This is a genomic window from Ilumatobacteraceae bacterium, from assembly GCA_033344875.1.
Classification (GTDB): Bacteria; Actinomycetota; Acidimicrobiia; order Acidimicrobiales; family Ilumatobacteraceae; genus Ilumatobacter.
Map to the genome: position 1 here is coordinate 888,977 of JAWPMO010000001.1, position 25,310 is coordinate 914,286.

The 25,310-nt window shown below is 69.1% G+C and carries 22 protein-coding genes; 14 read left to right on the top strand and 8 right to left on the bottom strand.

Annotated elements, in window-relative coordinates; genetic code table 11:
- Positions 1-9 precede the first annotated feature (9 nt).
- A complete protein-coding gene (locus R8G01_04235; GenBank protein MDW3213182.1) occupies positions 10-2,115 on the top strand; it encodes an alpha-L-fucosidase in 2,106 nt (701 codons plus the stop codon).
- A 7-nt stretch (positions 2,116-2,122) separates the two neighbouring features.
- Here R8G01_04235 and typA read toward each other — a convergent pair whose 3' ends face one another.
- The 3 genes from typA to R8G01_04250 are packed head-to-tail and all read right to left on the bottom strand — an operon-like array spanning position 2,123 to position 5,675.
- Positions 2,123-3,973 carry a translational GTPase TypA gene (typA, locus tag R8G01_04240; protein MDW3213183.1) on the bottom strand — a complete coding sequence of 617 codons (1,851 nt, stop codon included), beginning with the start codon at positions 3,971-3,973 and terminating at the stop codon, positions 2,123-2,125.
- Between the two features lie 50 nt (positions 3,974-4,023).
- Positions 4,024-4,899 (bottom strand): metal ABC transporter permease, encoded by an 876-nt coding sequence (locus tag R8G01_04245; GenBank protein ID MDW3213184.1) that lies wholly within the window; start codon positions 4,897-4,899, stop codon positions 4,024-4,026.
- Positions 4,896-5,675: a metal ABC transporter ATP-binding protein gene (locus tag R8G01_04250; protein MDW3213185.1), complete on the bottom strand. Its 780-nt coding sequence runs from the start codon at positions 5,673-5,675 to the stop codon at positions 4,896-4,898. Before R8G01_04250 ends, R8G01_04245 begins: the two co-directional genes overlap by 4 nt.
- 91 nt (positions 5,676-5,766) lie before the next feature.
- On the opposite strand from R8G01_04250, the gene R8G01_04255 reads away from it, so the two are divergent.
- The gene (locus R8G01_04255; GenBank protein ID MDW3213186.1) at positions 5,767-6,714 is read left to right on the top strand and encodes an LLM class F420-dependent oxidoreductase; all 948 of its coding nucleotides are present in this window, start codon (positions 5,767-5,769) and stop codon (positions 6,712-6,714) included.
- Between the two features lie 20 nt (positions 6,715-6,734).
- Here the strand turns inward: R8G01_04255 and R8G01_04260 are convergent, their stop codons facing one another.
- Together R8G01_04260 and R8G01_04265 are read right to left on the bottom strand one after the other, a co-directional pair.
- Positions 6,735-8,168, bottom strand: coding sequence for a diguanylate cyclase (locus R8G01_04260; GenBank protein MDW3213187.1), 1,434 nt, complete (start codon positions 8,166-8,168; stop codon positions 6,735-6,737).
- A 67-nt stretch (positions 8,169-8,235) separates the two neighbouring features.
- Positions 8,236-9,348: an acyl-CoA dehydrogenase family protein gene (locus R8G01_04265; GenBank protein MDW3213188.1), complete on the bottom strand. Its 1,113-nt coding sequence runs from the start codon at positions 9,346-9,348 to the stop codon at positions 8,236-8,238.
- Between the two features lie 58 nt (positions 9,349-9,406).
- Here R8G01_04265 and R8G01_04270 point away from each other — a divergent pair, with 58 nt between their 5' ends.
- From R8G01_04270 to R8G01_04310, 9 genes are read left to right on the top strand one after another with little or no spacing between them, the layout of a single operon-like run.
- Entirely contained in the window at positions 9,407-10,198 is a 792-nt protein-coding gene (locus tag R8G01_04270; GenBank protein ID MDW3213189.1) for an LLM class flavin-dependent oxidoreductase, read from the top strand.
- Between the two features lie 57 nt (positions 10,199-10,255).
- Positions 10,256-10,999, top strand: a complete 744-nt coding sequence (locus R8G01_04275) for an HAD-IA family hydrolase (GenBank protein MDW3213190.1) — start codon at positions 10,256-10,258, stop codon at positions 10,997-10,999.
- Positions 10,996-13,383: a glycosyl hydrolase family 65 protein gene (locus tag R8G01_04280; GenBank protein MDW3213191.1), complete on the top strand. Its 2,388-nt coding sequence runs from the start codon at positions 10,996-10,998 to the stop codon at positions 13,381-13,383. The genes R8G01_04275 and R8G01_04280 overlap by 4 nt, the downstream gene beginning before the upstream one ends.
- Before the next feature lie 46 nt (positions 13,384-13,429).
- On the top strand, positions 13,430-14,326 hold the full coding sequence (locus R8G01_04285) for an SDR family oxidoreductase (protein MDW3213192.1): 897 nt from the start codon (positions 13,430-13,432) through the stop codon (positions 14,324-14,326).
- A gap of 24 nt (positions 14,327-14,350) precedes the next feature.
- Positions 14,351-14,608: a hypothetical protein gene (locus R8G01_04290; protein ID MDW3213193.1), complete on the top strand. Its 258-nt coding sequence runs from the start codon at positions 14,351-14,353 to the stop codon at positions 14,606-14,608.
- Positions 14,578-15,450, top strand: coding sequence for an alpha/beta hydrolase (locus tag R8G01_04295; GenBank protein ID MDW3213194.1), 873 nt, complete (start codon positions 14,578-14,580; stop codon positions 15,448-15,450). Before R8G01_04290 ends, R8G01_04295 begins: the two co-directional genes overlap by 31 nt.
- 46 nt (positions 15,451-15,496) lie before the next feature.
- Entirely contained in the window at positions 15,497-16,384 is an 888-nt protein-coding gene (locus R8G01_04300) for a PD-(D/E)XK nuclease family protein (protein MDW3213195.1), read from the top strand.
- Positions 16,381-16,962 carry a phosphatase PAP2 family protein gene (locus R8G01_04305; GenBank protein MDW3213196.1) on the top strand — a complete coding sequence of 194 codons (582 nt, stop codon included), beginning with the start codon at positions 16,381-16,383 and terminating at the stop codon, positions 16,960-16,962. The genes R8G01_04300 and R8G01_04305 overlap by 4 nt, the downstream gene beginning before the upstream one ends.
- Before the next feature lie 39 nt (positions 16,963-17,001).
- The gene (locus R8G01_04310) at positions 17,002-18,390 is read left to right on the top strand and encodes a wax ester/triacylglycerol synthase family O-acyltransferase (GenBank protein MDW3213197.1); all 1,389 of its coding nucleotides are present in this window, start codon (positions 17,002-17,004) and stop codon (positions 18,388-18,390) included.
- 24 nt (positions 18,391-18,414) lie between these two features.
- Here the strand turns inward: R8G01_04310 and R8G01_04315 are convergent, their stop codons facing one another.
- Complete coding sequence (locus R8G01_04315; protein ID MDW3213198.1) at positions 18,415-18,612, bottom strand: hypothetical protein; 198 nt, start codon at positions 18,610-18,612, stop codon at positions 18,415-18,417.
- Positions 18,613-18,685: 73 nt separating this feature from the next.
- On the opposite strand from R8G01_04315, the gene R8G01_04320 reads away from it, so the two are divergent.
- Positions 18,686-18,955, top strand: a complete 270-nt coding sequence (locus R8G01_04320; GenBank protein ID MDW3213199.1) for a hypothetical protein — start codon at positions 18,686-18,688, stop codon at positions 18,953-18,955.
- Between the two features lie 30 nt (positions 18,956-18,985).
- On the opposite strand, the gene R8G01_04325 is transcribed toward R8G01_04320, so the two are convergent.
- Positions 18,986-19,735, bottom strand: coding sequence for an SDR family oxidoreductase (locus R8G01_04325; protein MDW3213200.1), 750 nt, complete (start codon positions 19,733-19,735; stop codon positions 18,986-18,988).
- Positions 19,736-19,769: 34 nt separating this feature from the next.
- Between R8G01_04325 and R8G01_04330 the strand changes: the two genes are divergently transcribed.
- Together R8G01_04330 and R8G01_04335 are read left to right on the top strand one after the other, a co-directional pair.
- Positions 19,770-21,743: a S9 family peptidase gene (locus R8G01_04330; GenBank protein ID MDW3213201.1), complete on the top strand. Its 1,974-nt coding sequence runs from the start codon at positions 19,770-19,772 to the stop codon at positions 21,741-21,743.
- A 51-nt stretch (positions 21,744-21,794) separates the two neighbouring features.
- Positions 21,795-24,422: a S8 family serine peptidase gene (locus R8G01_04335; protein MDW3213202.1), complete on the top strand. Its 2,628-nt coding sequence runs from the start codon at positions 21,795-21,797 to the stop codon at positions 24,420-24,422.
- A gap of 3 nt (positions 24,423-24,425) precedes the next feature.
- On the opposite strand, the gene nudC is transcribed toward R8G01_04335, so the two are convergent.
- The gene (gene nudC / locus R8G01_04340) at positions 24,426-25,193 is read right to left on the bottom strand and encodes an NAD(+) diphosphatase (protein ID MDW3213203.1); all 768 of its coding nucleotides are present in this window, start codon (positions 25,191-25,193) and stop codon (positions 24,426-24,428) included.
- Positions 25,194-25,310 lie beyond the last annotated feature (117 nt).

Consider the following 25,310-nt stretch of genomic DNA (forward strand, 5'->3'; position numbering starts at 1 on the left):
GGCGGAGGCATGGGAGCTCCTCTCTGGTGGCAGCGACGTCGATTCGGCATGATGATCCATGCGAGTCTGGCGACGGTGCCGGGATGGGCACCGATCGGCGCCGACCCCGCCTGGTACCGGGCGCACACCGATCCGAGCGTTCGCGACGTGCTGCTGCACCCCTCGCCGCTCGTCGAGACGCTCGCCCACCACGCCGCCCGATGGGCCCACGTCGAGCGGTACGACGACTTCTTCCCGTTCCTCACCTTCGACGACTTCGACCCGGACGAGTGGGCCGGGCTCGCCCGGGATGCCGGCATGGGCTACGCCGTCATGAACGCCAAGCACCACGACGGGCTCTGCTGGTGGGACGCTCCGGCCACCGATCGCACCGTGCTCCACGACGGTCCGGCCCGGAACGTCCTCGGTGAGTTCGCGGCCGCGTGCGAACGCTCCGACCTCGTGTTCGGCACCTCGTACTCGCTGCTCGACTGGGCCGACGAGCGGTACCCGGGCTGCGACTACGTCGACCAGGTCGTGCACCCCCAGGTCCTCGACCTGGTCGGTCGCTACGGGTCCAAGATGCTGTGGGGCGATGGCCACTGGGGCGCCGGAGGCGACCACTGGAGAAGCGACGATCTGATGGCGCGTGTTCGCGCGATCGATCCCGACGTCATCATCAACGACCGCTGGTGGGCCGCCGAGGCCGACGTGCGCACCTTCGAGCAACGTGTGCCCGAGCAGATCATGGGCACGCCGTTCGAGGTCCGTCGCGGCATCGGGCGCGGGATCGGACACAACCGGGCCGAACCCGACGAACACCTGCTCTCCGCCGGCGACATCGTCGCACTCCTCACCGAGGTCGTGGCCAAGGGAGGCCACCTGCTGCTCTGCGTCACCCCCGACGCGACGGGACGGATCCCCGAGGCCCACGCCGAGCGCCTTCGCGCTGCGGGCGGATGGGTGCGACGCCACACCGACCTGATCTCGACCGGGACGCCGTGGCACGTCTGGGGTGACGACGACTGTCGCTACATCGTCGTCGACGGTGCGCTCCATGCGATCGACGTCAGCGGTCGCGGGCGCTTCGCCGCACTCGGCCATGACGAGGGAGCGGTCCGCTCGATCACGACGCTCGACGGCGCGGTCATGCAGTTCGAGCACGACCGCCGCGGCGTCACACTCGAACGGGGACCTCGCCGCCAGGCACGGTTGCCCGTCGTGTACCGCATCGAACTCGACGAGATCCCCGAGGCGCCGATCGAACTCTTCCCCGCCGGGGCGCCGTCGACGATCGAGCTCGCTCCGCTGCTCGAAGGGGCGCGGTCGGGTTCGATCGTGCAGCTCGGTGACGGACGGTATGTCGGCCCGGCCCGCATCCCCGACGGCGTGACCGTCCGGGGGCTCGGGCCCGATCGGACCACGATCGACGGGATCGAGAGCGTCGCCGTCGTGCTGGGAACCCGGTCGCGCCTCGAGCACTGCTCGGTGCGCGGCGCCGGCGACCGCATCGCCTGGTTGCCCAAGTTCGTCGTGACGATCTCCGGCGAACAGGCGTGTGTGCTCGGCTGTCAGGTCGACGGGCACCTCGATGTCCAGGGCGATCGCGCCCGGATCACGTCGTGCCACGCCGTCGGGGTCGTGTCGAGCGGTGCCGATGCCGTCACCATCGCCCGGTCGTCGTTCCGGGGCATGCAGTGGGACTGCGCCGTCGACCTGACCGGAGGAACCCGACATGTCGTCGAGGGCAGCGAGTTCCGCCGGGTACTCCAGGCGGTCCGTCTCACCGGCACAGTCGGCGCCGAGGTCCGGGGCAACGAGATCCACGCCCGATGGTGGGGCGTGCAGTTGATCGACACCGAGGGGTCCGTGGTGTTCGGCAACTCGGTCGCCGACACGATGCGCGCCGTCGATGTCGACGGCGGCACGTTGGCCCAGGTCACCGGCAACGCCGTGCACGACGGCGACAGCGGCTGCCTCGTCCAACGGGGCGCGAGCGATGCGGAGATCACGGGCAACCACTGGGAGCGCTGCCGGGTCGGCCTGCTCGCATGGGATGCCGGTCAGGTCCGCCACCACGACAACGCCGCGGTCGATCTGCTCGAACCCGACGCGAACGTCGTCGTCGGGCCCTGACGGCCGATCAGCCTGCTTTGGAGCCGGCGAGCGCCTTGGCGGCGCGGTGACGATCTTGCGGATCGAGATGCACCTTGCGCAGGCGCACGTGCTTCGGCGTGACCTCGATGCACTCGTCGCTGGTGATGAACTCGAGCGCATGCTCGAGTGACAACACGCGGTGCGGTGTCAGCTTGATCGTGTCGTCGGACGACGAGGCCCGGACGTTGGTCAGCTTCTTCTCACGGCAGATGTTGACGTCCATGTCGCCCGCCCTCGAGTTCTCGCCGACGATCATGCCCATGTAGACGTCGGTACCGGGACCGACCATCATCGTGCAGCGCTCCTGCAGGTTGGTCATGGCGTAGGTGGTCGTGGGACCGGTCCGGTCGGCGACGATCGAACCACGGTCGCGCGCCCGGATCTCGCCGAACCACGGCTCGTAGTCCTCGAAGATGTGGCTGATCACGCCGGTGCCGCGCGTCTCGGTCAGGAAGTCGGTCCGGAACCCGATCAGGCCACGGGCCGGGACGAGGTATTCGAGCCGGACCCAGCCCATGCCGTGGTTGGTCATGTTCTCCATGCGGCCCTTGCGGGCGGCGAGGAGCTGGGTGATCGAGCCGAGGTGCTCTTCGGGGATGTCGATCGTGACGCGCTCGACCGGCTCGTGGCGCTTGCCACCGATCTCCTTGGTGACGACCTCGGGCTTCCCGACGGTCAGTTCGAAGCCCTCGCGTCGCATCGTCTCGACGAGCACGGCGAGTTGCAGCTCACCACGGGCCTGCACCTCCCAGGCGTCGGGCCGGTCGGTCGGGTTGACGCGGATGCTCACGTTGCCGATCAACTCGGCATCGAGCCGGTTCTTGACCAGACGGGCGGTCAGCTTGCTGCCGTCGCGGCCGGCGAGCGGCGAGGTGTTGATGCCGATCGTCATCGCGAGCGCCGGTTCGTCGACGGTGATCAGCGGCAGCGCGACCGGTGTCTCGGCGTCGGCGAGGGTCTCGCCGATCGTGATCTCGGAGATGCCGGCGACGGCGACCAGGTCGCCGGGGCCGGCGGAATCGACGGGCACACGGGTGAGCTGCTCGGTCAGGAACAGCTCGGCGACCTTGGTGCGGGTGATCGTGCCGTCGACACGGCACCAGGCGACCTGCTTGCCCTTCTCGATGTAGCCCTCGACGACGCGGCAGAGTGCGAGTCGCCCCAGGTAGGCGTTGGCATCGAGGTTGGTGACCCACGCCTGCAACGGCGCGCCCTCGTGATAGGTCGGCGCCGGGATCGTGGACAGGATGACGTCGCAGAGCGGGCCGAGGTTGTCACCACGGTCGTCGAGGTCGAGCGATGCCCACCCGTCGCGTCCCGAGCAGTACACGATCGGGAAGTCGAGCTGCCCGTCGTTCGCATCGAGGTCCATGAACAACTCGTAGACCTCGTCAACGACCTCGGCGATGCGGGCATCGGGCCGGTCGACCTTGTTGATCACGAGGATCACGGGCATGTCGTACGCCAGCGCCTTGCGCAGCACGAAACGGGTCTGCGGCAGCGGGCCCTCGGCGGCGTCGACGAGCAGGACGATGCCGTCGACCATCGTCAACGCGCGCTCGACCTCGCCACCGAAGTCGGCGTGACCGGGCGTGTCGACGATGTTGAGGGTGATGCCGTCCCACTGGACCGACGTGTTCTTGGCGAGGATCGTGATGCCCTTCTCGCGCTCGAGGTCGTTGGAGTCCATCACCCGTTCGTTCACGGTCTCGTTCGAGCGGAACGCGCCCGACTGCTGGAGGAGGGAGTCGACGAGGGTGGTCTTTCCGTGGTCGACATGTGCGACGATCGCGAGGTTGCGAAGGTCGTCGCGGGAGGACAGGGGGGTCTCAGACATAGCTCGTCCACGCTATCGGCCGATCCGGCAGGTTCTGTGCGGCGCTGCCGTCAGATCAGCGCGGCGTGATCGTCGAGGCCCCGCACCGATCGCCGACGGGCGGCGTCGACGCCGAGGTAGGCCGCCCCGAAACCGGCCGTGCCGAACAACGTGATCATCGCGCCGCTCGGCACCTCGGCGTACCAACTCAGGTACATGCCGCCGAACCCGAAGACGGCACCCAGCAACGGAGCGAGCCACAGCATGCGGCCGATCGACTTGGTCAGCAGCCGAGCGGTGCCGGCCGGCAGGACCAGCATCGCCGCGATCAGCAGTGCGCCGATCACACGGGCCGACACGATCACGGTCGCCGACAGCGCCACCATCAGCAGTGCGTCGATCCGGGCGACCGGGATGCCAGCGGTGCGCGCGACATCGGGGTCGAACGTGGCGAAGGTCAACTCACGCCGGAAGCCGATGACGAAGGCGGTGACGGCGACGCCGACCACGAGGACGGCGATCACGTCGCGCTGGAACACCGCGAGCACGTTGCCGAACAGAACCGTGTCGAGCGTGCTCGACACCGAACCGTTGCGGCTCTGGATCGCGAGGCCGACAGCAAACGATGCCGTGGTCACCACGCCGATCGCTGCGTCGGCGTTGATCGGTGATCGTGTCGACACCCGACCGATCAGCAGGGCGGCGAGAACGGCCCACACACCCGCACCGAGGAAGTACGACACGCCGAGCACCGACGATGCGGCGGCGCCGCCGAACACGGCGTGCGAGAGACCGTGGCCGATGTAGCTCATCGAGCGCAGCACGACGAACACGCCGATCAATCCGCACAGCGCGCTGGCGGCCGTGGCGACGAACAGCCCTCGCTGGAAGAACTCGAACTCGAGCGGTTCGAACAGCACGAACCCCGTCAGCACGGACGCCGTCATGCCGAGCGGTCCCGAGCGACGTGAGGGCCGTGGCCGCGTTGTTCGAGTACGACCGGCATCCCACCGTGGTGCAGGACGTCCATCGGTGCGCCGTAGGTGCGCTCGAGCACGTACGGGTGCAGGACCTCGTCGGGTGGCCCGTCCGCCACGACCGTGCGGTTGAAGCAGACGAGTCGAGGCAGGTGGGCGGCCAGCCCGTTGATGTCGTGGGTCGTGAGCACGATCGTCATGCCGTCCCGATGCAGGTCGGCGAGCAGGTGCAGCAGTTCGTGACGGGTCGCGACGTCGACACCGCTCGCCGGTTCGTCGAGCACGAGGAGGTCGGGTTCCCGGGCCAGCGCACGAGCGAGGAACACCCGCTGCTGCTGACCACCGGACAACTCGCTGATGTGCCGGTCGTGCAGGCCGTCGAGGCCGAGCGAATCGATGACGCCGCGGACGCGCGCTGCATCGGCGCGCGGCAGGCGGCGGAAGCGGCCGTGTGGAACGGTGAGCGCCACCACGTCGAACACGGTCACCGGGAACGACCAGTCGATCGTCTCGACCTGCGGCACGTAGCCGATCCGGAGCCCCTCGCGGAGCCGGATCGTGCCGTAGCGCGGCCGCACGATCCCGAGCAATGCCTTCAGCACGGTCGTCTTGCCGCTCCCCGATGGCCCGACGATGCCGACGAAGTCGCCGTCGTGCACCGCCAGATCGACGTCGTCGACCACCGTGGTGTCGCCGTAGCCGCAGCCCACGTGCTCGAACACGAAGAGCGGTGCATCGATCGGCATCGTCCGCCAGCGTAGACGTCCGCCGAGCCCGGCACTCAGGAGGCCGCCATCGGACTCGTCGGGCCGCCGCCCGGCCAGCTAGGACGGTGACATGTCGACCTCCACGCCGTTCGACGCGCCGTCCCTGCCGCCACCGGTCGAACTCTCGGTCGTGCTCGGACAGTGGCTCGACCACTCGATCGCCGCCGACCTCGAGCTCGCCGTGTTGGCCGACCGGCTCGGATACCGGCAGCTCTGGGTGCCCGAGATGGCGAAGGTCGACGCCCCGGCATTCGCCGCGATGGTCGCGGCACGCACCGAGCAGATCGAGCTGGTCCTCGGCCCGCTCGCGGTGACCGTCCGGTCCCCCGTCCAGATCGCGATGGCGGTCGCGACCGTGGCCGCCACCGGACGAGCGACCCACGTCGCACTCGGCACGTCGAGTTCCCTCGTCGCCCGCTGGCACGGTCGGTCGCGTGCCGGCGCGGCCGACCGACTCGCCCGGACCCGCACCGAACTCGCGACGTTGCTCGAAGGTGGACGGGTGAACGGATATCGACTCCCACAGCCGCCCGTGCCGGCGCCGACGATGACGGTCGCGGCGTTCGGCCCGAAGGCGGTCGACGCAGCCGGTGAGGCCGACCGCATGGTGCTCAACATGGTGACGGTCGACAGCGCCGCACGGCTCGCCCCTCGACATCCGCACACGGCCGTGTGGCTGTGCGCTGCCGTCGACCCGAGCGACGAGGAGGTCGCCTGGCTCTCGCGAGGACTCGTCGGCTACCTCGCCGCCCCCGGCTACGGCGAGATGTTCACTGAGGCCGGCCACGGCGAACTGGTCGAGTTCGCCAGGACGCGGCCGGGGCCGAAGGCCGTCTTCGCTCGTCTGCCCGACGATCTCGTGACCGAGGTCGGGCTGGTCGGCTCGAAGGATGCCATCACGGAACGGATCGCGGCGTACGCGGCCGCCGGGGTCGCCGAGGTCTGCCTCGTGCCACCGGCGCCCGACCTCCCGTCATCGCGACCGACGCTCGAGTTCCTCGCCCCGAACGCCCGGTGACGACATCCGACCGCGACGCGTCAGCGCTCAGCGGCGCCGTGACCCACGACGGTCAGTGAGCGGTCGGCACCCGCATCATCGGCCGGTGGCGGTTGGTCGGCTCCTCCGTCCGACCCGTCACCGATGCCGATCTTGAACCGGTACATCTCCGAGTCGGCGTGTGCCAACAGCGCGTCGAACGTGTCGCCGTCTTGCGGGTAGGTCGCCACGCCGCAGGACGCTCCGACCCTGAGTTCGCAGCCCTCGAACGGAATCGGCTGCTCGATCGTGGCGGTGAGTTCCGCGGCGAGCGTCCGCGCCCCGTCGGCGTCGGTGGCCGGCAACAGGATGACGAACTCGTCACCTCCCACCCGAGCGATCGTGTCGGATTCGCGCACGCGGGACTTCATGCGGTCGGAGATGGCGGTGAGCGCCGCGTCGCCGGCCTGGTGCCCGTGGGCGTCGTTGACCGGTTTGAAGGCGTCGAGATCGATGTACACGAAGCTGATCGGGTGACCTTCGCGCTTGGCCAACCGGCAGGCCTGGTTCGCCCGCATCTCGAGGAGACGGCGATTGGCCAGACCCGTCAGATCGTCCTGGAGCGACAGCATCCGGCTGCGCCACCGGTCGCGGGTTCGTTCGAAGACGAGCCGGCTCACCAGGCCGGCGAGCACGACCGCGAAGACCTGGAAGGCGATCAACAGACCGTTGCCCCCGGTGGGCGCGCCCGAACGGACCGCCAACTCCCACGACCCGTTGGGAACCGCCATGGTGAGCACGGTGTCGGCGTCGTCGAAGAGCGACAGGTCGCCGCCGACCGGCGTGGCGGGCGTCGCGCCGTTCTCGACCGTTCGCACGGCCCACTCGAGCTCGAACCGCTCGACGTCGGCCGCGGCGCCCGTGAGCAGGCTGTCGACGTCGAGCACCAGACTCACGATGCCCCAGTAGCTGCCGTCGGCCAGGAACACGGGGGTGCGGTCGATGAGACCGCGGCCGCCCTGCACGAGGTCGATCGGGCCCGCCAGGACGCTCTGACGAGTCTCGATCGCGAGTTCGACGGTCGCGAACTGTTCCGGCACGTCTTCATAGCGGAGACCGAGCGCGCCCTCGTTGCCCTCGATCGGGAAGACATGACTGATCACGTTGCCCGGTGCGACGCCGATGTTCCGGATGTCGTCTCCCTGTGCGTAGAGCTCCTCCAGCAGGTTGTCGAACCGCGCCGGGTCACCCAGATCGGGGTTGGCCACGACGAAGGCCCGCAATCCGCGAGCGAGGTTGATGTTCTGCGACAGGCGGTCGCCGATCGCAGCACGAACCTCGGCCGCTTCGGCGACGGTCAACCGATCGGCCGCCGCCGATCGCTGCGATGCCTCGAGCCGCACGAGCGCCAGGCCGATCGCCGACAGCACGACGAACAGCGCCACACATCCAGCGACGAGCCGACGAAGGCTCCCGGTTCGCAGCTTGGGGTTCACGGTGGGCCCATCGGCCGTATAACAACGTGCTTGAGGACGTTTCCGAAACGCGGCGCGCGCCGCGGGCTCAGATCATCGCCGCGTTGAAGTCGACGCCCAGCAGGAACTTGCCGAGCGTCTCGTTCAGCTTGGGCGCGACCATGATGTGTTGCGTCAGGACGTGCGCATCACGGACGCAACGGCCGAGCACACTGGTGTCGTACACCGCGGTGCCGCCGGCCAGGGTCCACGCCGTGTCGACCACACCGACACAGGTCGAGGCCGCGTGCGCCGCGGCGAGCCGCATGGCCACCCGGACGTCGACACCGACAGGATCGCCGGCGACCGCCGCGTCCCAGGCACCGCCGACCTCGGACCGCAGGAGTGCCCGTGCCGCCCGCCAGCTCGCCTCGGCCCGGGCGAACTCGGTCTGGGCGTACGAACTCTCGGCCAACGATCGACTGGAGTACTGGGGCTTCTTGGCGCCGGCCAACTCGGCGCACTCGTCGAGCGCGCGCCGGGCGATACCGAGCCCGGTGGCGGCGATGCCGAGTGCGAGCAGCGTGAAGTTGGGAAAACGGCTGATCGGTTCGTCCACCACGGCCCGCTCGCCGACGGCATAGGTGTACTCATCCGGTACGTGGACGTCGTCGACGGAGAAGTCGAGCGACCCGGTGCCACGCATGCCGGCGGTGTGCCAGGTGTCGTGGAAGGTGACCTGGTCGGGCGAGAAGAAGCACACCCGTTGCGTACCGTCGTCGCAGCGGGCGCCGCCGACGATCCACTCGCAATGCTGGGTGCCGCTCCCCCACTGCCAACGACCCGACACCCGGTAGCCGGCGCCGTCTCGCGTCCCGACGGCGTTCGGGGCGAACACCCCGCCGGTCGCCGTCGCGGCGGTCGGGAACACCGCGCGCGCCACGTCGGGGGCGAGGAACGACGCCAACGACGAGGTGGTCGATGCGATCCCGGCGCACCAGCCGGCCGAGCCGTCTGCCTCGGCGACCTGCTGGACGGCGTCGATCATCACCACCGGCCCAGCACCCGACCCGCCGTACACCTCGGGGAGACACATGGTGAACAGACCGGCGTCGGCGAGCGCGGCGACGGTCGCTGCCGGCAGCCGGCGGAGTCGCTCGGCCTCGTCGGCGCCTGCCAGTGCGACGGCGGCGGCGGTCGAGACGGTACGGGAGGCGCTCATGGGTGCCGATCGTAGGACCCGGGGGCACGGCGCGAAGATCTGATCTACCATCGGATCCATGAAGTTCGGCTTCGTGATCCCGTGGGCGGACGCCGCCGAGGTCGGGGACCTCGCCGCGGCCGCCGAGGAGCACGGGTGGGACGGCATCTTCGTCTGGGAGCCGGTGTGGGGTGTGGATGCATGGACCAGCCTCGGGCTCGCGGCGGTCCGCACGTCGAAGATCCGGATCGGCACGATGCTGACGGCCCCGTCGCGCCGGCGCCCGTGGGAGCTCGCGAGCCAGGTGGCCACGGTCGACCGGCTGAGCGACGGCCGGGTCACCCTCTCGGTCGGCCTCGGGGCGATCGACACCGGCATGGCAGCGTTCGGTGAGGAATGCGGCAAACGGGAACGTGCCGAGTTGATGGACGAATGTCTCGAGGTCGCATGCGGACTCTGGGCCGGTCAGCCGTACGAGTTCCACGGACGTCACTACGACGTGACACCGACCGAGTTCCCCACGATCGGACACACGGTCCAACGGCCGCGGGTGCCGATCTGGTGCGTCGGCGCGATCGGTTACGAACGCTCGATGGGCCGCGCGTTCGGTTGGGACGGACTGATCCCGCAGGTGATCGACGACGGCACTGCCCGGCAGGCGACCCTCGAGGAACTGGCGGCGATCGGCGACACGCTCCCCGGCGACGGGTACGACGTGATCATCGAAGGTGTGTGGTCCGAACACTCCCCCGCCGCCTGGGCCGATGCCGGAGCCACCTGGTGGCTCGAGACCCAGTGGGACGCGGTCGGCCAGGCCCGACCCGCGCTGGCCACCGTCGACCGGTTGCGCGACGGCCCCCCGATCGTCTGAGCATTCACGCGGACCGGTTTCTCGGGTCGTCACGATCGGCACGCCTACACTCGCGTCATGGAGCGCATCCCCCAGCGCGTCGACTGGAAGTCCTACGGCGCGGTCCTGTTCGACCTCGATGGCGTGATCACGCCCACGGCGGAGATCCACGAACGAGCGTGGTCTGCGCTGTTCGAGCCGTGGGGGTTCACCCCCACCGACTACCTCCGTCATGTCGACGGCAAGCCCCGCTACGACGGCGTCCGATCGTTCCTCGAATCGCGTGGGGTCGACCTGCCATGGGGTGACCCGAGCGATCCACCCGGCGACGAGACCGTCTGCGCGCTCGGCAACCGCAAGAACGACATGTTCAACGAGGTCCTCGACCGCGACGGCATCGCGCCGTATCCGGGGACATCGGCCGTGCTCGAACTCCTCGACGAACACCGCGTGCCGCAAGCGATCGTCTCGTCGTCGAAGAACGCTCGCACCGTGTTGCGCGCGGCCGGCATGGAGGGACGTTTCCCGGTGGTCGTCGACGGGGTCACGGCGGTCGAGCGTGATCTGGTCGGCAAGCCCGACCCGGCGATGTTCCATCATGCGGCCGATCTACTCGGCGTGACGCACGAGCGGTCGATCGTCGTCGAAGACGCATCGTCGGGTGTCGCCGCCGGCGCAGCCGGTGGTTTCGCGTTCGTGCTCGGGGTCGATCGAGGCGGCAACCGGCAGGCGCTGCTCGACGCCGGCGCCGACCTCGTCGTCGCGGACCTGGGCGACACGCTCACGCCGGACGCTCCGCGCGCCGATGAGGATCACGTATGAAGATCCGAGCGACCGCATCGGCGATCCCACGCCACCGGTTCCCCGTCGATCCGTGGCGCCTGGTCGAGACCGAACCCGATCACGACGACCTCGGCCTGACCGAGACGCTGTTCGCGATCGGCAACGGCTACCTCGGCATGCGGGCCAACCCGGCCGAGGGACGCCAGGCCCACACACACGGCACGTACATCAACGGCTTCCACGAGACGTGGGCGATCAAGCACGCCGAAGACGCATTCGCGTTCGCCAAGACCGGGCAGACGATCGTCAACGTCCCCGACGCCAAGCTGCTGAAGATCTACGTCGACGACGAACCGCTCCTGCTCGACGAGGCCGACCTCAACGGGTACGAGCGGGTCGTCGACTTCCGGACCGGCGTGTCGCACCGTGAACTGGTGTGGCGCACACCCGGCGGCAAGCGGGTGCGTGTTCGTTCCGAACGCGTCGTCAGCCTCGAGCACCGGCACCTCGCCGTGATGCACATGGAGGTGACGCTGCTCGATCAGTCCGCCCCGATCGTCATCTCCTCCCAACTGCTGAATCGTCAGGACGGCGAGGACGAGTACCACGTGCGGAGCGCCGCGCTCGGCGAGGGCAAAGACCCGCGTCAGGCCCGGAAGTTCGACCGGCGCGTGCTGCTGCCGAAGCTGAGCGAGCACGGCGACGAGCACGACCCGGCCGGTGGCCAGGTCACGCTCGGCTACCAGTGCGCCAACAGCGGCATGACCATCGCGGCCGCCTACCGCCACGTGGTCAGCACCCCCTGTGATTTCGAGGTCGACACCCAGATCGGTCGTGATCTCGCCAAGACCGTCTTCACCTTCGACGCCCACGCCGAGCAGACGATCCACCTGACCAAGTTCGTCGCGTATCACACGTCCCGCGGCATCCCCACCCAGGAGCTCGGCGACCGGTGCACCCGCACCCTCGATCGCGCACGGAGCGAGGGCCGCGACCGGATCTACGCCGACCAGCGAGCCTGGCTCGACGAATTCTGGGCGAACAGCGACGTCGAGATCGGCGGCGATCAGGTGGCTCAGCAGGCGATCCGTTGGAACCTGTTCCAGCTCGCACAGGCCTCGGCGCGCACCCATGAGCAGGGCATCGCGGCCAAGGCGGTCACGGCGGGCGGCTACGACGGCCACTACTTCTGGGACACCGAGGTCTACGTGCTGCCGTTCCTGGCCTACACCAACCCCGAGGCGGCCCGAAAACTCCTGCGGTTCCGATTCCACATGCTCGACGCCGCGCGGGCGCGCGCGGCCGAGCTGAGCCAGCGAGGTGCGCTGTACCCCTGGCGGACGATCAACGGTGAGGAGGCGTCGGCGTACTACGCCGCCGGCACCGCCCAGTACCACATCAATGCGGCCGTCGTGTACGCCCTCGAGCGGTACCTGAACGCGACCGGTGACGTCGACTTCCTCGCGCACGAGGGTGCCGAGATCCTGATCGAGACGGCACGGATGTACGAAGACCTCGGGTTCTACGCGACCAACGGCGCCGAGCACTTCCACATCCACGGGGTCACCGGGCCCGACGAGTACACGACCGTCGTGAACGACAACCTCTACACCAACGTGATGGCCAGGTTCACGATGCGGTACGCGGCCCGTTCACTCGCGTTCCTGCGGGAGTGGAACCCCGATGCGTACGCGGCGGTCGCCCGCCGGACCGACCTCGACGAGGCCGAGATCACGGCGTGGCATCGGGCATGCGACGCCATGTTCATCCCCTACGACTCCGAACTCGGCATCCATCCGCAGGATGCGAGCTTTCTCGAGCGGGAGCGTTGGGACTTCGCCGGGACGCCGTCCGACCACTATCCGCTGCTGCTCCACTTCCATCCACTCGTCATCTACCGCCACCAGGTCCTCAAGCAGGCAGACGTCGTGCTCGCGATGTACCTGCGGGGCGAGCACTTCGACGTCGAGGAGAAGCGCCGCAACTTCGACTACTACGACCCGATCACCACCGGCGACTCCTCGCTGTCGGCATGCGTGCAATCGGTCGTCGCGGCCGAGGTCGGCTACGACGACCTCGCACTCGACTACTTCAACCAGTCGCTCTACCTCGACCTCGCCGACACCCACAACAACACGTCCGACGGGGCACACATCGCCAACGCCGGCGGCGTGTGGGCAGGTCTCGTGTACGGCTTCGCCGGTCTGGTCGACACGGGCGATCATCTCGAGTTCCGGCCACGGCTCCCGGAGGTGTGGACGTCGTTGACGTTCCCGCTGCGGCGCCACGGCAGCGCCCTGCGGGTCTCGATCGATCACGAACACGCGACCGTCGAGGTGCTCGACGGTCCGCCCGTACCGATCCGGATGACCGACGGCACGATGGTCCGCATCGAACCCGGCTGCTCCGAGCGTCTGCGCTGACGCCCCGGTTGGGTCGGTCTGGTTACCGGTCGGTACGATCGTGGCCATGACCAATGCTCTGGGATTCGACGGCAAGGTTGCGATCATCACCGGTTCGGGTGGTGGGCTCGGGCGCCAACACGCACTGATGATGGCGTCGCGTGGTGCGCTCGTGGTCGTCAACGATCTGGGCGGTGCCGTCGACGGCACCGGTAGCGACAAGGGCGCCGCCGAGCGCGTCGTCGACGAGATCCGCGAGGCGGGCGGCGAGGCCGTCGCCGACACCAACTCGGTCTCGACGGCCGAGGGCGGCCAGGCGATCGTCCAGACGGCACTCGACGCGTTCGGTCGCGTCGACATCGTGGTCAACAACGCCGGCATCCTGCGCGACAAGTCGTTCCACAACATGACGCCCGAGCTGTGGTCGCCCGTCGTCGACGTCCACCTGAACGGCGCCTACTTCGTGACCTCGGCGGCCTGGCCACACATGCGCGAGCAGAGCTACGGCCGCGTCATCAGCACCGCGTCGGGCGCCGGGATCTTCGGCAACTTCGGCCAGGCCAACTACGGCGCCGCCAAGATGGCGCTCGTCGGGTTCTCCCGCGTGCTCGCGGTCGAAGGCGCTTCGAAGAACATCAAGGCGAACGTGATCGCTCCCGTCGCCAAGACGCGCATGACCGAGGATCTGCTCGGGCCGCTCGGCGACAAGCTCGAGCCCCACTACGTCTCGCCGCTCGTGACCTACCTCGCCCACGAGAGCTGCGAGCCGACGGGCCGGGTGTTCTCGGTCGCCGGCGGCCGCGTGGCCGAGATCTTCATCGGCGAGGGCCCCGGCTACACCGACCCGGATCTCTCACCCGAGTCGATCGCCGCCAACTGGGATGCGGTCACCGATCAGGACGGCTACGAAGTGCCGTCGCAGATGGGCGACGAGATCGGGATGTACCTCAAGCACCTGTCCTGAGCCCGCGTCTGGCATCATTGGTCCATGGAGCACGAACAGACCACGGGCGACGTCTCGGCCGAGAGCGGGCGATCCGGGCCACCCTGGAAGCTGTTCGCACTGCTCGTGCTCGTCGCCGGCCTCGCCACGTTCTTCTTCCAGAACGGGCAGACCAGCGACGTCAACTTCCTCTGGCTCGACGGGAGCTGGCCACAGTGGACGGTGATCGGCATCTCGGTCGTCGTCGGTGTGGTCCTCGACCGACTCGCCACGTGGCAGTGGCGCCGCGCTCGAAACCGTTGATCCGCGTCCCGTCGAGCGACGGCATCGACGTCGCGCTGCACGAGTTGGCGGGCGACGACGTCCTCCCGACCCTGCTGATCTCCCACGCCACGGGGTTCCACGCACACTGTTACGAGGCGATCGCCGCGTCGCTCGCCGACCGGTTCCACTCGGTCGGCCTCGACTACCGCGGCCACGGTGCGACCGACCTCGATCCCGGGTGGGCCACCGATTGGTCACGTTTCGGTGACGACGCGCTCGCAGCCGCCCGACGGCTGGCGGTGCCGATCGTCGGCTTCGGCCATTCGATGGGCGGTGCAGCGCTCCTGATGGCGGCCCATCGCGAACCGACGCTGTTCGAGCGGCTGGTGTTGTTCGAGCCGATCGCACACCCGGCCGCACCGGCGGGCGCCTCTGAGCAGGAGATCGACGCGAACCCGATGGTGCAGGGGGCACTCCGACGTCGGCGCACCTTCGCCTCGTTCGAGGCCGCGTACGACAACTACCGCGCCAAACCGCCGATGTCCGTGATGACACCACCGGTGCTCCGCAACTACGTCGAGTACGGGTTCCGCCCCACCGTCGACGCCGACGGTGCGCCGGCCGTCACCCTGCGCTGCGCCCCCGAGGTCGAAGCCGGCATCTTCGCGACCGCTCGCAACAACGGTGTCTGGGGCCTCCTCACCGAGATCGAGACACCCTGCGTCGTCATCGCCGGCCGTGTCGAGACCTCCGAACCGTCGTTCCAGACCCGTTCGATCGCCGAGCGGTTGCCGCACGCCCAGTACGTCCAACTCGACCACCAGACCCACTTCGGTCCGTTCAGCCACCCCACCGAGGTCGCCGAACTGATCGCCGCGTGACGGTCCGGCCCGACCGTCACACCCCGCGCGTACCATGGGCGACACGATGACCGATCTCGCCGACACCGACCTGACCAGTGGCGCCCGACCCGACCCCGTGCCCGCCGGGCCGCCGTGGGTCGTGCCCACCAGCCTCTCCCCGTCGCGCGTCGAGTCGTTCCTCTCGTGCCCGCTCTCCTTCCGGTTCTCGAGCATCGAGAAGCTGCCCGATCTCCCGTCGGTCGCCAGCACCAGGGGCTCGCTGGTCCATCGTGCCCTCGAACTGCTCTTCGTGCATCCGGCCGCCGAGCGAACCCCCGAGGCGTTCGACCGCGCGGTCGAGGCGGCGATCGCCGAGTACCGCACCGACCCCGACTTCACCCTGCTCGATCTGACGCCCGAGCAGACCGACAAGTTCGACGCCGAGTGTCGTGCGCTCACGGCCAACTACCTCGAGATGGAAGACCCGACCCAGGTGCGCGAGATCGGTCTCGAACTGCGGCTCGAGGCCGCGGTCGGCGACCTCACGCTGCGCGGCATCATCGACCGGCTCGAACTCGATGCCGACGGCGAGCTGATCGTCACCGACTACAAGACCGGTCGGGCACCGAGCCCCAACTGGGAACGCAAGAGTCTCTCCGGCCTCAACTTCTACTCGTTCCTCTGCGAGTCGCTGTTCGGCAAGCGGCCCGCCGCGATCCGGTTGATGTACCTCAGCTCCAAAGAGACGATCACCGCGACGCCGTCCGAACAGTCCACGAAGTTCCTCACCACCCGCACCAACGCCGTCTGGAAGGCGGTGGCGACCGCCTGCGAGCGCGACGACTTCCGTGCTCGGCAGGGTCCACTGTGCAACTACTGCTCGTACCAGCAGTGGTGCCCGGAGTTCGGCGGCAACCCGGAGCTCGCCGCCACCGAGGCGCCCGTGGTGCTCGGTCGCCCGGCGCGAACGTGAACCGTCCCGACCCGCCGATCGGGCATCCTCCCGGTCAGGGCCGCTTCGGTCCGGCCGTCGACCGGTTCGACCAGGCGGCCGACGCATACCTCGAACGGTGGCGCGGCCATCCGGTGCTCGACGCCGTCATGACCGGCGCCACCCACGCCGGCGAGTTCAGCGCCATCTGGCACGTGTCGAGCCTGGCTCGGGGCACCGTCTCGGGCCGCCGCGACCAGGTGATCGGACTCGCGATCGGCCTCGGTGTCGAGAGCCTGGTCGTCAACCAGGGCCTCAAACGCATCTTCCGTCGTCCACGCCCCACCACCGACGGCGACGAACGCTTCGACATCCGGGCACCGTTGACCTCGTCGTTCCCGAGCGGTCACGCGTCGGCCGCAGCGTTCGCGGCGACGACCCTGATCGGGTGGGACGGCCGTCGCGGCGCACCACTCTGGGGCACGATGGCGGCGATCGTGGCCACCAGCCGGCCCTACGTCCGGATCCATCACGCCTCCGACGTCGTCGCCGGCGTGGCGGTCGGCGCGGCGATGGGCCTCGTGGCCCGACGGATCTTCCGACGCTCCGGTCTCGGCTGACCCTGCACCACGCGACCACCGGTCCCGTAGTCTGCGGTCATGACTGAGCTGCGCTTCGACCGCAACATGAGCGACGCCGAGGGTCTGATGTGGCGGCTCGAGAAGGACCCGCACCTGTCGTCCACCTTCGGCACGGTCACCCTGCTCGACCGGGCGCCCGACTTCGATTCGTTCCGTCGGCGGATGGAACGGGCAGTGGTCACGATCCCGCGCCTGCGCCAGCGCGTGATGCCGGCGCCCGCCAATCTCTCACCGCCGGTGTGGGTCGACGACGCCAACTTCGACATCGACGTTCACGTCCGTCGCATCGCCTGTCCGAAGCCGGGGTCGCTCCGGCAGGTGCTCGATCTCGCCTCGCTGATGATCGCCGATCCGTTCGACCGGACCCGGCCGCTCTGGCAGTTCGTCGTCGTCGAGGGGATGCGCGGCGGCAAGGCAGCCGTCATCCAGAAGATGCACCACACGATCACCGACGGCGAACGAGGTGTCGAACTCTCGCTGCAGTATCTCGATTTCGAACGCGATGCGCCGGAACCCCCGATCGTCCACCGCGAGATCGGCGACCACGGCGACACTGGTGATGCCGACGAGCCGATCGGCAACGAGGCGCTCAAAGGGTTCATCGCCGCCGGTCTCCGCCTTCCGATCGGCGTGGCCAAGCAGGTCCGCAATCTGCTCGCCGACCCGGGCGGCCTCCCCGATGCGTCGAGTGCCGCGGCCAAGACGTTCTCGGGCATCGTCTCCCAACTCTCCGAGACCGACGGGGCACGTTCGCCGCTGTGGACCGCCCGGTCGCTCCACCGCCGGGTCGAGACGGCACGAGCACCGTTCCGACCGACGAAGGACGCAGCGAAGCGGCTCGGCGGCACCCTCAACACCGCACTCCTGACCGCCGCAGCCGACGCCGCATCGGCCTACCACATCGAGATGGGCACCCCGACGGAAGCCTTGCGGGCCTCCATGGCGATCTCGACCCGCACCGAAGACTCCGGCGGCAATGCGTTCTCGCTCGCCCGCTTGCTCGTCCCGACCGGTGAGATGCCGATCGACGAACGGTTCCGAGCGATCCACGAGGCGACCTCGGTGGCCCGCGAGGCGAGCAAGACCGCCGGCCTCGACACCCTGGCGATGGTCGCCTCGGCGTTGCCCACGTCCGTCATCACACGATTGGCCCGGCAGCAGGGCCAGACGATCGACTTCGCGACGTCGAACGTCAAGGGTGCTCCCGTGCCGGTCTACATCTGCGGTGCACAGCTGCTCGAGATCTATCCGATCGGCCCGCTGGGCGGGGTCGCGTTCAATCTCACGCTGATGTCGTACCTCGGCAGCCTCGACATGGCGCTGAACATCGACACGGCGGCGGTGGCCGAACCAGAGCTCCTGGCGACGTGCCTGAGCCGGTCGTTCGACCGTTTGACGAAGGCCTGAGGCCCTCGAAGCGGGGGTGCCGGGTCAGTGCGCCGACGTCAGCAACATGCGGACGTCGAGGAGGAGGTCGGCGACCTCGCCGGACGACACCAGCTCACGTTGCATCATCTGCGCCAGCGCGCCGTCGATCACCGTGACGGCTTCGTTGAGCACCGCGGTTCGTGCGACAGCAGCTTCGTCGGTGTCGACGGTCGACGTTTCGGAGATGTCCTGATCGGTCATTGCCCTTCACGGTACCTCCGTTTGTGCGTGAGCGCGCGCACCTACGATGGAGCGGTGACTCACCGGGGCGGCGATGGCTGAACGAACCCTCAACGCCGTCGGCCTCCGGCTCGGCGAACACATCCGGTTCCGGCGCAACGACGCCGGCCGCTGGGTGATCGGCAAGGTCGCCCGTGTCGAACCCGACGGCAGCATCACACTCCACGATCCCGATGGCGCCGCCCGCTCGCTCCGTCCCGAGCGGGTGCAGGTCCGACGCCCCGGCAGTCGCGGTCGGCTCGTGTGGAAGACGGTCAGCGACGTCGCGGTGACGTGGGAACAGCTCGACCTGTTCGAGTGGTGAACCGAACGTCGCGCCGAACGTTGCTTCGGGTCAGCGACCCCCCGCACAGTTGACGAAGGTGCCCGTCACGTAGCCGGCTGCGTCCGAGGCCAGCCAGATGATCGCTTCGGCGACCTCGTCGGCGGTCCCACCTCGCTGCATCGGAACGTTGCCGGCGAGCCGTTCGACCCGATCGGGAACACCCGCCGACGCGTGGATGTCGGTCTCGATCAGCCCGGGTCGCACCGCGTTGACGCGAATGCCCTCGGTGGCGACCTCCTTCGCGAGACCGATCGTCATCGTGTCGATCGCGCCCTTGGTGGCGGCGTAGTCGATGAATTCGTCGGGGCTCCCCAGGTACGAGGCGGCCGACGACACGTTGACGATCGCTCCCCCGGCTCCCCCGTGACGCGTCGACATCCGTCGCACCGCCTCGCGAGCACCGACGAGTGCGCCGACCACGTTGACCGCGACCACCTCGCGCAGCCGGTCGATCTCCATGGCGTCGAGTCGCGACGTCCGGTGCAGGATGCCGGCGTTGTTGACGAACACCCGTGGCACCCCGATCTGTCGCTCGGTCTCGTCGAACAGCGCGACCACATCGTCCTCGACCGCGACGTCGCATCGGATCGCCACTGCGTCGGCACCGGCCGCCCGACACGCGTCGACCGTCGCCGTGGCCGCTTCGACCGCTGACACGTAGCCGATCGCCACGTCGTACCCGCGGCCGGCGGCCATGATCGCGGTCGCGGCGCCGATGCCCCTGCTTCCACCGGTGATGAGCGTGACGGGTCGATTCATTCCCCGAGTGTGCCACCACCGGTACGGTGGTTCCGTGCCCGATGCCTCAGAGAAGAACGACACGACATCCGCCCACGCCGAGATCGCCCGAAATCTGATCCATCTGCGGTCCGCAGTGGGCGGTCCGACGCTGTCGCCGGACGGCACTCGGGTCGCCACCGTGGTCGCGACGGTCGATCTCGACGAGAACACGACCCGTGCGAGCATCTGGCTCGACGGTGAACCGTTGACCGCCGGTCCGAGCGACTCTCAACCCGTCTGGTCGCCCGACGGCACCCGACTCGCGTTCGTCAGCCGCCGGGGCGACGACAAGAAGCAGACGACGCTGCACGTCCTGCCGGTCGACGGCCCCGGAGAACTCCGCACGGTGTGCAGCATGGTCGACGGCATCGGCGACGTCGCATGGTCGCCCGACGGTCTCCATCTCGCCTTCACGAGCCGCACCCGCGACGACCGGTACGACGCGAAGGACGTGTCCTGGCAGTCGCCGCGCAAGATCGAGCGGTTCCTGTCGCGCATGAACGGCGAGAACTGGATCTTCGATCGTCCACAGCACGTGTACGTGGTGTCGGCGAACGGCACGGGCACCCCGCGCAACCTGACGCCGGGTGACCACGAGTTCGGCGCCGTCGCCTGGACCCCGGACTCGTCGGCGATCGTGACCAGCGGGCGCGCCCACGAGAGCTGGGACGACGATCTCGCCGAAGACCTGTACCTCGTCCCGCTCGACGGCGAGCGCCGCGAGTTGACCCACCAGACCGGCGTGTTCGCCGCACCGGCGGTGTCGCCCGACGGGCGGTGGGCGGCGTGCATCGGCCTCGACAACCCACTCGAGTTCCCCCAGAACATGCGCATCGGCCTCGTACCGCTCGACGGTGGCCAACACCGGTGGATCAGCACCGACCTCGACCGCACGTTCTTCGCCATGACCTGCCCGCAGGCGCCGGTCTGGGAGAACGACGAGACGCTCCTGGCCGTCGCCGAAGACCGAGGCGAGACGCATCTGTACCGACTCGGCACCGACGGCCGGACACCGGAACGCATCACCGACGGTGCGATCTCGGTGCAGGGGTACGACACCCGTGGCGGGGTGCTCGCGACGACGAGGTCGACCGTGCACCACGGCGCAGAGCTGTGGCTCACGTCCGACGGCGACGACCGTCGCGTCACCCACGTCACCGAGGACTACCCCGGCTGGGAGAAGTTCGCCGTGCCGTGCGCTGACGGCAGCGACGAGATTGACGCCTGGATCGTGCGTCCCACCGACTTCGACGACGACGCGACCTACCCGGTGCTCCTCAACGTCCACGGCGGCCCGTTCACGCAGTACGGCGAGTACTTCTTCGACGAGGCGCAGATGCAGGCAGCGGCCGGATTCGTCGTCGTGATGTGCAACCCGAGAGGCGGCAGCGGACGCCACACCGCATGGGGCCAGGCGATCATGGGCCCGAAGCACCCGACGGCGCCCGGATCCGGATGGGGCACCGTCGACGTCGACGACGTGATGACCGTGCTCGACGCCGCACTCGACCGGTACCCGTTCTGCGACCGTGGCCGCGTCGGCATGCTCGGCGGCAGCTACGGCGGCTTCATGGCCACGACGTTGGCGGCCCGCTACGGCGACCGGTTCCGAGGCGTCTGTTCCGAACGTTCGGTCAACAACATGCTGACCGAGGAGTGGTCGTCCGACATCGCCACCTTTTTCCGGTCCGAGCACGGCCCGAACCCCGTCGAGGACCCCGAGGAATACCTCCGTATGTCGCCGATCACCATGGCGAAGGACATCGAGGTGCCGATGCTGATCATCCATTCCGAAGAGGACTACCGTTGCCCGATCAATCAGGCCGAGGAGCTGTGGGTCACGCTGCGCCTCCTGAAGCGCGACGTCACCTTCTACCGATTCCCCGGCGAGAACCACGAACTGTCACGCGCCGGTTCGCCCGTCCACCGACGGATGCGGGCCGAGATCATCCTCGATTGGTTCGCCGAACGACTCGCCGCCACCTGACGTCGAAGCGACCTCCTGCGCCATCCGCTCGTCTGCCACACTGGCGCGACCATGAGCGCCCGGCCGTCCCTCGTCGCCCGGCTGGCGATCGCTGCGTCGATCACGGCCGGAGCGTCCGTCGCGCCGGCGTCGACCACGCGAGCCGAGGGTCCGACGCCCGACATCGAGGCGACCGACTGGCCGGTCGACATCCGACCGATCGGTTCGACGACGGCGGCACGGTTCGAACGACTCGGACCGACCACCGGCGAACACGTCGACCTCCTCGGCATCGGCGAATGGCACACCGCCGGCATCGACGGGAGCGGCGTCACGATCGGCGTCATCGACTTCTTCGACGTGTCCCGATACTGGGATCCGAACGAGCACGGCCCGACACCGGTCGCCGGGATCACCGCCGTGTGCTTCGACGCCGGCCTCGATTGCACCCACGAGTTCTTCGACGGGGTCGACGCCGGCGGTGACGACCACGGCGTCGCGGTCGTCGAGACGATCCGCGACGCCGCACCCGGCGCCGAGCTCCTGATCGGTCAGGCAACGACGATCGACGACTATCGACGTCTCGTCGACTGGTTCATCGAGCACGACGTCGACATCATCAGCCGGTCGTTGGGCAATCGGTACGACGGCCCGGGCGACGGTCGCGGACCGCTCGACGAGATCGTCGATCATGCCGTCGCCCACGGAGTGCTCTGGATCAACTCGGCGGGCAACAACGGACGCGGCAAGTACTACCGTCATCCGGTCCGACTGATCGGCGACCGCGTGGCGTTCGGCCCCACCGGCAGCGACACGTTCCTACGCTTCACCGGCTGCGTCTCCCTCGGCGGGATCCGGTGGGTCAACGACTGGGATGTGCCGCCCGCCGAGCGCACCGACTACGACGCCTACCTGTGGGAGTCGCCGACGGGTGACCCGGCGGCCGGTTCCATCGTCGACTCGTCCCGCAATCGCCAGCGATTCGGCGATCCCCCGATCGAGAACTTCCCGACGCGCCGTTGCCCGGCGCCCGGGACGTCGCTGTATCTGCAGCTCCGCTGGGGTGGCGGCGGGATCAGTGGCGACGTGATCGAGATCCTCGACTACGGATCCGGCATCGCGACCTTCACCACGGCCGCGGGCTCGGCAGCGGTGTCGGTGGTCGACTCGCTCAACCCCGGGGTCGTCGCGGTCGGGGCGATCGACCCGTCGAACGGCGGCGAGATCGCCCAGTACAGCTCCAGAGGTCCCTCCAACGACGGCCGGACGCTGCCCGACATCGCCGCGCCGGCGAACTTCGCGAACACCGTCCAGGGCCGGTTCGTGGGCACCAGCGCCGCTGCGGCAGCCGTGGCCGGCGCGGCCGCCCTGGTCATCGACGCCGGTCTCGCCGCCGATCCGACCACGACCGCCGATCTCCTCAGGCACTTCACGATCGATCGCGGAGCGACGGGGCCCGACACCGAATACGGACACGGAGAGTTCCGCTTGCCCGCTCCTCCGACCCGCGTCGACGACCGGCCGTCGCGGTTCGTCGGGCTCGACACACCGACGCGGGTGCTCGACACGCGGGCCGGCACGTCGACCGGACCGACCGAGCTCACCGGCCGCGTCGAACGAGGCGACATCCTCACCCTGCCGGTCACCGGGCTGAGCGGTGTGCCCCACGAGGGGGTCACGGCCGTCGCGATCAATCTCGTCGCCGTCGACGCAGATCGACCCAGCTATCTGCAGGCGTTCCCGACAGATGCGTCACGGCTCGGCGGCGCGTCGACCGTCAACATCGACGCGGCCGGGCAGACACGGGCGAACTTCGCGATCGTGCCGGTCGGTGCCGACGGGTCGATCTCGATCTATTCGATCGCCGGCGGACACGTCGTCGCCGACCTGCTCGGCTGGTTCGAGGTCGCCCCGGGACCGGTGGCCGCCGGACGTTTCGTCGAGCTCGACACCGCGCAGCGGCTGCTCGACACGCGGCGAGACGTCCCGGTCGCCCCCATCCGGTCGGGCCAGATCCTCGACATCCCGATGCCGGCACGTGTCGACGCAGGGTCGATCGACGCCTTGGTGGTCACCGTGACCGTGGCCGATCCGAGCGCTCCCGGTTGGGTCCAGGCGTTCCCGACCGACCGAGCCGGCGCGGTCGGCGCCACGTCCACCGTCAACACCGGACCCGGCGGGGCGGTCGCGAACACGGCGATCGTCCCCGTGTCCGGCGGCGGCATGTCGGTGACCGCGTTCTTCGCCGGTGACGGGTCGTCCGACGTCGTCGTCGACGCCGTCGGCTACATCACGTCGTCGTCGGTCGCCGCCGACACGGCCGGACGGTACGTGCCCGTCGTCCCGGGACGCGCCTACGACTCTCGCCGCACGGCCGATCGGCTCACCGACCGTTCGGTGGTCATGGTCGATGCCTCGGATGCGCCAGGTGTCAACGTCCCCGGATCGGCGACCGCCGTCGTCTGGAACGCTGCGATCGTCGCGGCGGATCGTCCCGGTTTCGCCCGCTCGTGGTCGCCACGGGCAGCCGAACCCGGCACGTCGACACTCAACTGGTCACGCGCCGGCGAATTCCGGGCCGGCGCCGTGATCAGCGCCGTGGCCGACGGACGCTCCTGGTTCCGGATCGACGACGGAGACGCCGACCTGCCGACGAGGGTCGGCGACCTGGTCGTCGACGTCTCGGGCTACTTCACCTGACGGTCACTCGGCCAGCCACGCGTCGATCAGTTTCCGGGCGATCGAGATCCCGGGCGGGATCATCGGCAGGTCGTCGCGGCGATACCAGCCGGCATCCATGATCTCCGTCGGATCGCACTCGATCTCGCCCGACTCGTAGTCGGCTCGGAACCCGATCATGAGACTGTTCGGGAACGGCCACGGCTGGCTGCCGAAGTACCGGGCGTTGGTCACGTGGATACCGACCTCTTCGTGGACCTCGCGGAGCACCGCGCCCTCCAACGACTCACCGGGCTCGACGAATCCGGCGAGACAGGAGTACATCGGGATCGTCCACTGCACACCACGGGCGAGCAGCGCCTCCTGGTCGGCGCCCGCCGGTCCACGGGTGACGAGCGTGATCATGGCCGGCGACAGACGCGGGAAGGCGACGAGCGCGCACGCTGGGCACTGCATCGAGCGCTCGTTCGACGACAGTTCGGTCGGTGTACCGCATCGGCCGCAGTACCGGTGTGTACGAGCCCACTCGACGATCTGCACGGCACGGCCGGCCGCCAGCCAGTGCGGTTCGGGCGCCCGCCCGTGGAACGCCCGCAGGTCGACGGCGGCGCCGTAGCTCGGGTCGTCGTCGCCGTCGGGGACGTCGACCGCCCACCACGCCTGGGCCTCGACGAACCCGATGAAGTGCGACGACCAGTGCGGCTCGGCCGGCCGGTCGTCGACGAACACGGTCGCGCCGATCACGTGGACGTACCGATGTTCCCCGGTGTGTTCGGCTGGCGGAACGTTCATGGGCCGAAACGTCATGCCCCGTACGTAGCACAAGCGAACGCCGTGGCCCACGAGCGGGCGAGCACCACGCCTGCGGAATGGGATTCGGTCGCGTTGGTCCGTACCATCGGGTGGGAA

Bases quoted from the DNA above. Each gene is read 5' to 3' on its own strand.
- R8G01_04255 (MDW3213186.1), top strand. From the start codon at position 5,767: ATGTCGACCTCCACGCCGTTCGACGCGCCGTCCCTGCCGCCACCGGTC.
- R8G01_04235 (MDW3213182.1), top strand. From the start codon at position 10: ATGGGAGCTCCTCTCTGGTGGCAGCGACGTCGATTCGGCATGATGATC.
- R8G01_04310 (MDW3213197.1), top strand. From the start codon at position 17,002: ATGACTGAGCTGCGCTTCGACCGCAACATGAGCGACGCCGAGGGTCTG.
- R8G01_04275 (MDW3213190.1), top strand. From the start codon at position 10,256: ATGGAGCGCATCCCCCAGCGCGTCGACTGGAAGTCCTACGGCGCGGTC.
- R8G01_04245 (MDW3213184.1), bottom strand. From the start codon at position 4,899: ATGACGGCGTCCGTGCTGACGGGGTTCGTGCTGTTCGAACCGCTCGAG.
- R8G01_04335 (MDW3213202.1), top strand. From the start codon at position 21,795: ATGAGCGCCCGGCCGTCCCTCGTCGCCCGGCTGGCGATCGCTGCGTCG.
- R8G01_04320 (MDW3213199.1), top strand. From the start codon at position 18,686: ATGGCTGAACGAACCCTCAACGCCGTCGGCCTCCGGCTCGGCGAACAC.
- R8G01_04270 (MDW3213189.1), top strand. From the start codon at position 9,407: ATGAAGTTCGGCTTCGTGATCCCGTGGGCGGACGCCGCCGAGGTCGGG.
- R8G01_04315 (MDW3213198.1), bottom strand. From the start codon at position 18,612: ATGACCGATCAGGACATCTCCGAAACGTCGACCGTCGACACCGACGAA.
- R8G01_04290 (MDW3213193.1), top strand. From the start codon at position 14,351: ATGGAGCACGAACAGACCACGGGCGACGTCTCGGCCGAGAGCGGGCGA.
- R8G01_04280 (MDW3213191.1), top strand. From the start codon at position 10,996: ATGAAGATCCGAGCGACCGCATCGGCGATCCCACGCCACCGGTTCCCC.
- R8G01_04325 (MDW3213200.1), bottom strand. From the start codon at position 19,735: ATGAATCGACCCGTCACGCTCATCACCGGTGGAAGCAGGGGCATCGGC.
- nudC (MDW3213203.1), bottom strand. From the start codon at position 25,193: ATGAACGTTCCGCCAGCCGAACACACCGGGGAACATCGGTACGTCCAC.
- typA (MDW3213183.1), bottom strand. From the start codon at position 3,973: ATGTCTGAGACCCCCCTGTCCTCCCGCGACGACCTTCGCAACCTCGCG.
- R8G01_04300 (MDW3213195.1), top strand. From the start codon at position 15,497: ATGACCGATCTCGCCGACACCGACCTGACCAGTGGCGCCCGACCCGAC.
- R8G01_04265 (MDW3213188.1), bottom strand. From the start codon at position 9,348: ATGAGCGCCTCCCGTACCGTCTCGACCGCCGCCGCCGTCGCACTGGCA.
- R8G01_04250 (MDW3213185.1), bottom strand. From the start codon at position 5,675: ATGCCGATCGATGCACCGCTCTTCGTGTTCGAGCACGTGGGCTGCGGC.
- R8G01_04285 (MDW3213192.1), top strand. From the start codon at position 13,430: ATGACCAATGCTCTGGGATTCGACGGCAAGGTTGCGATCATCACCGGT.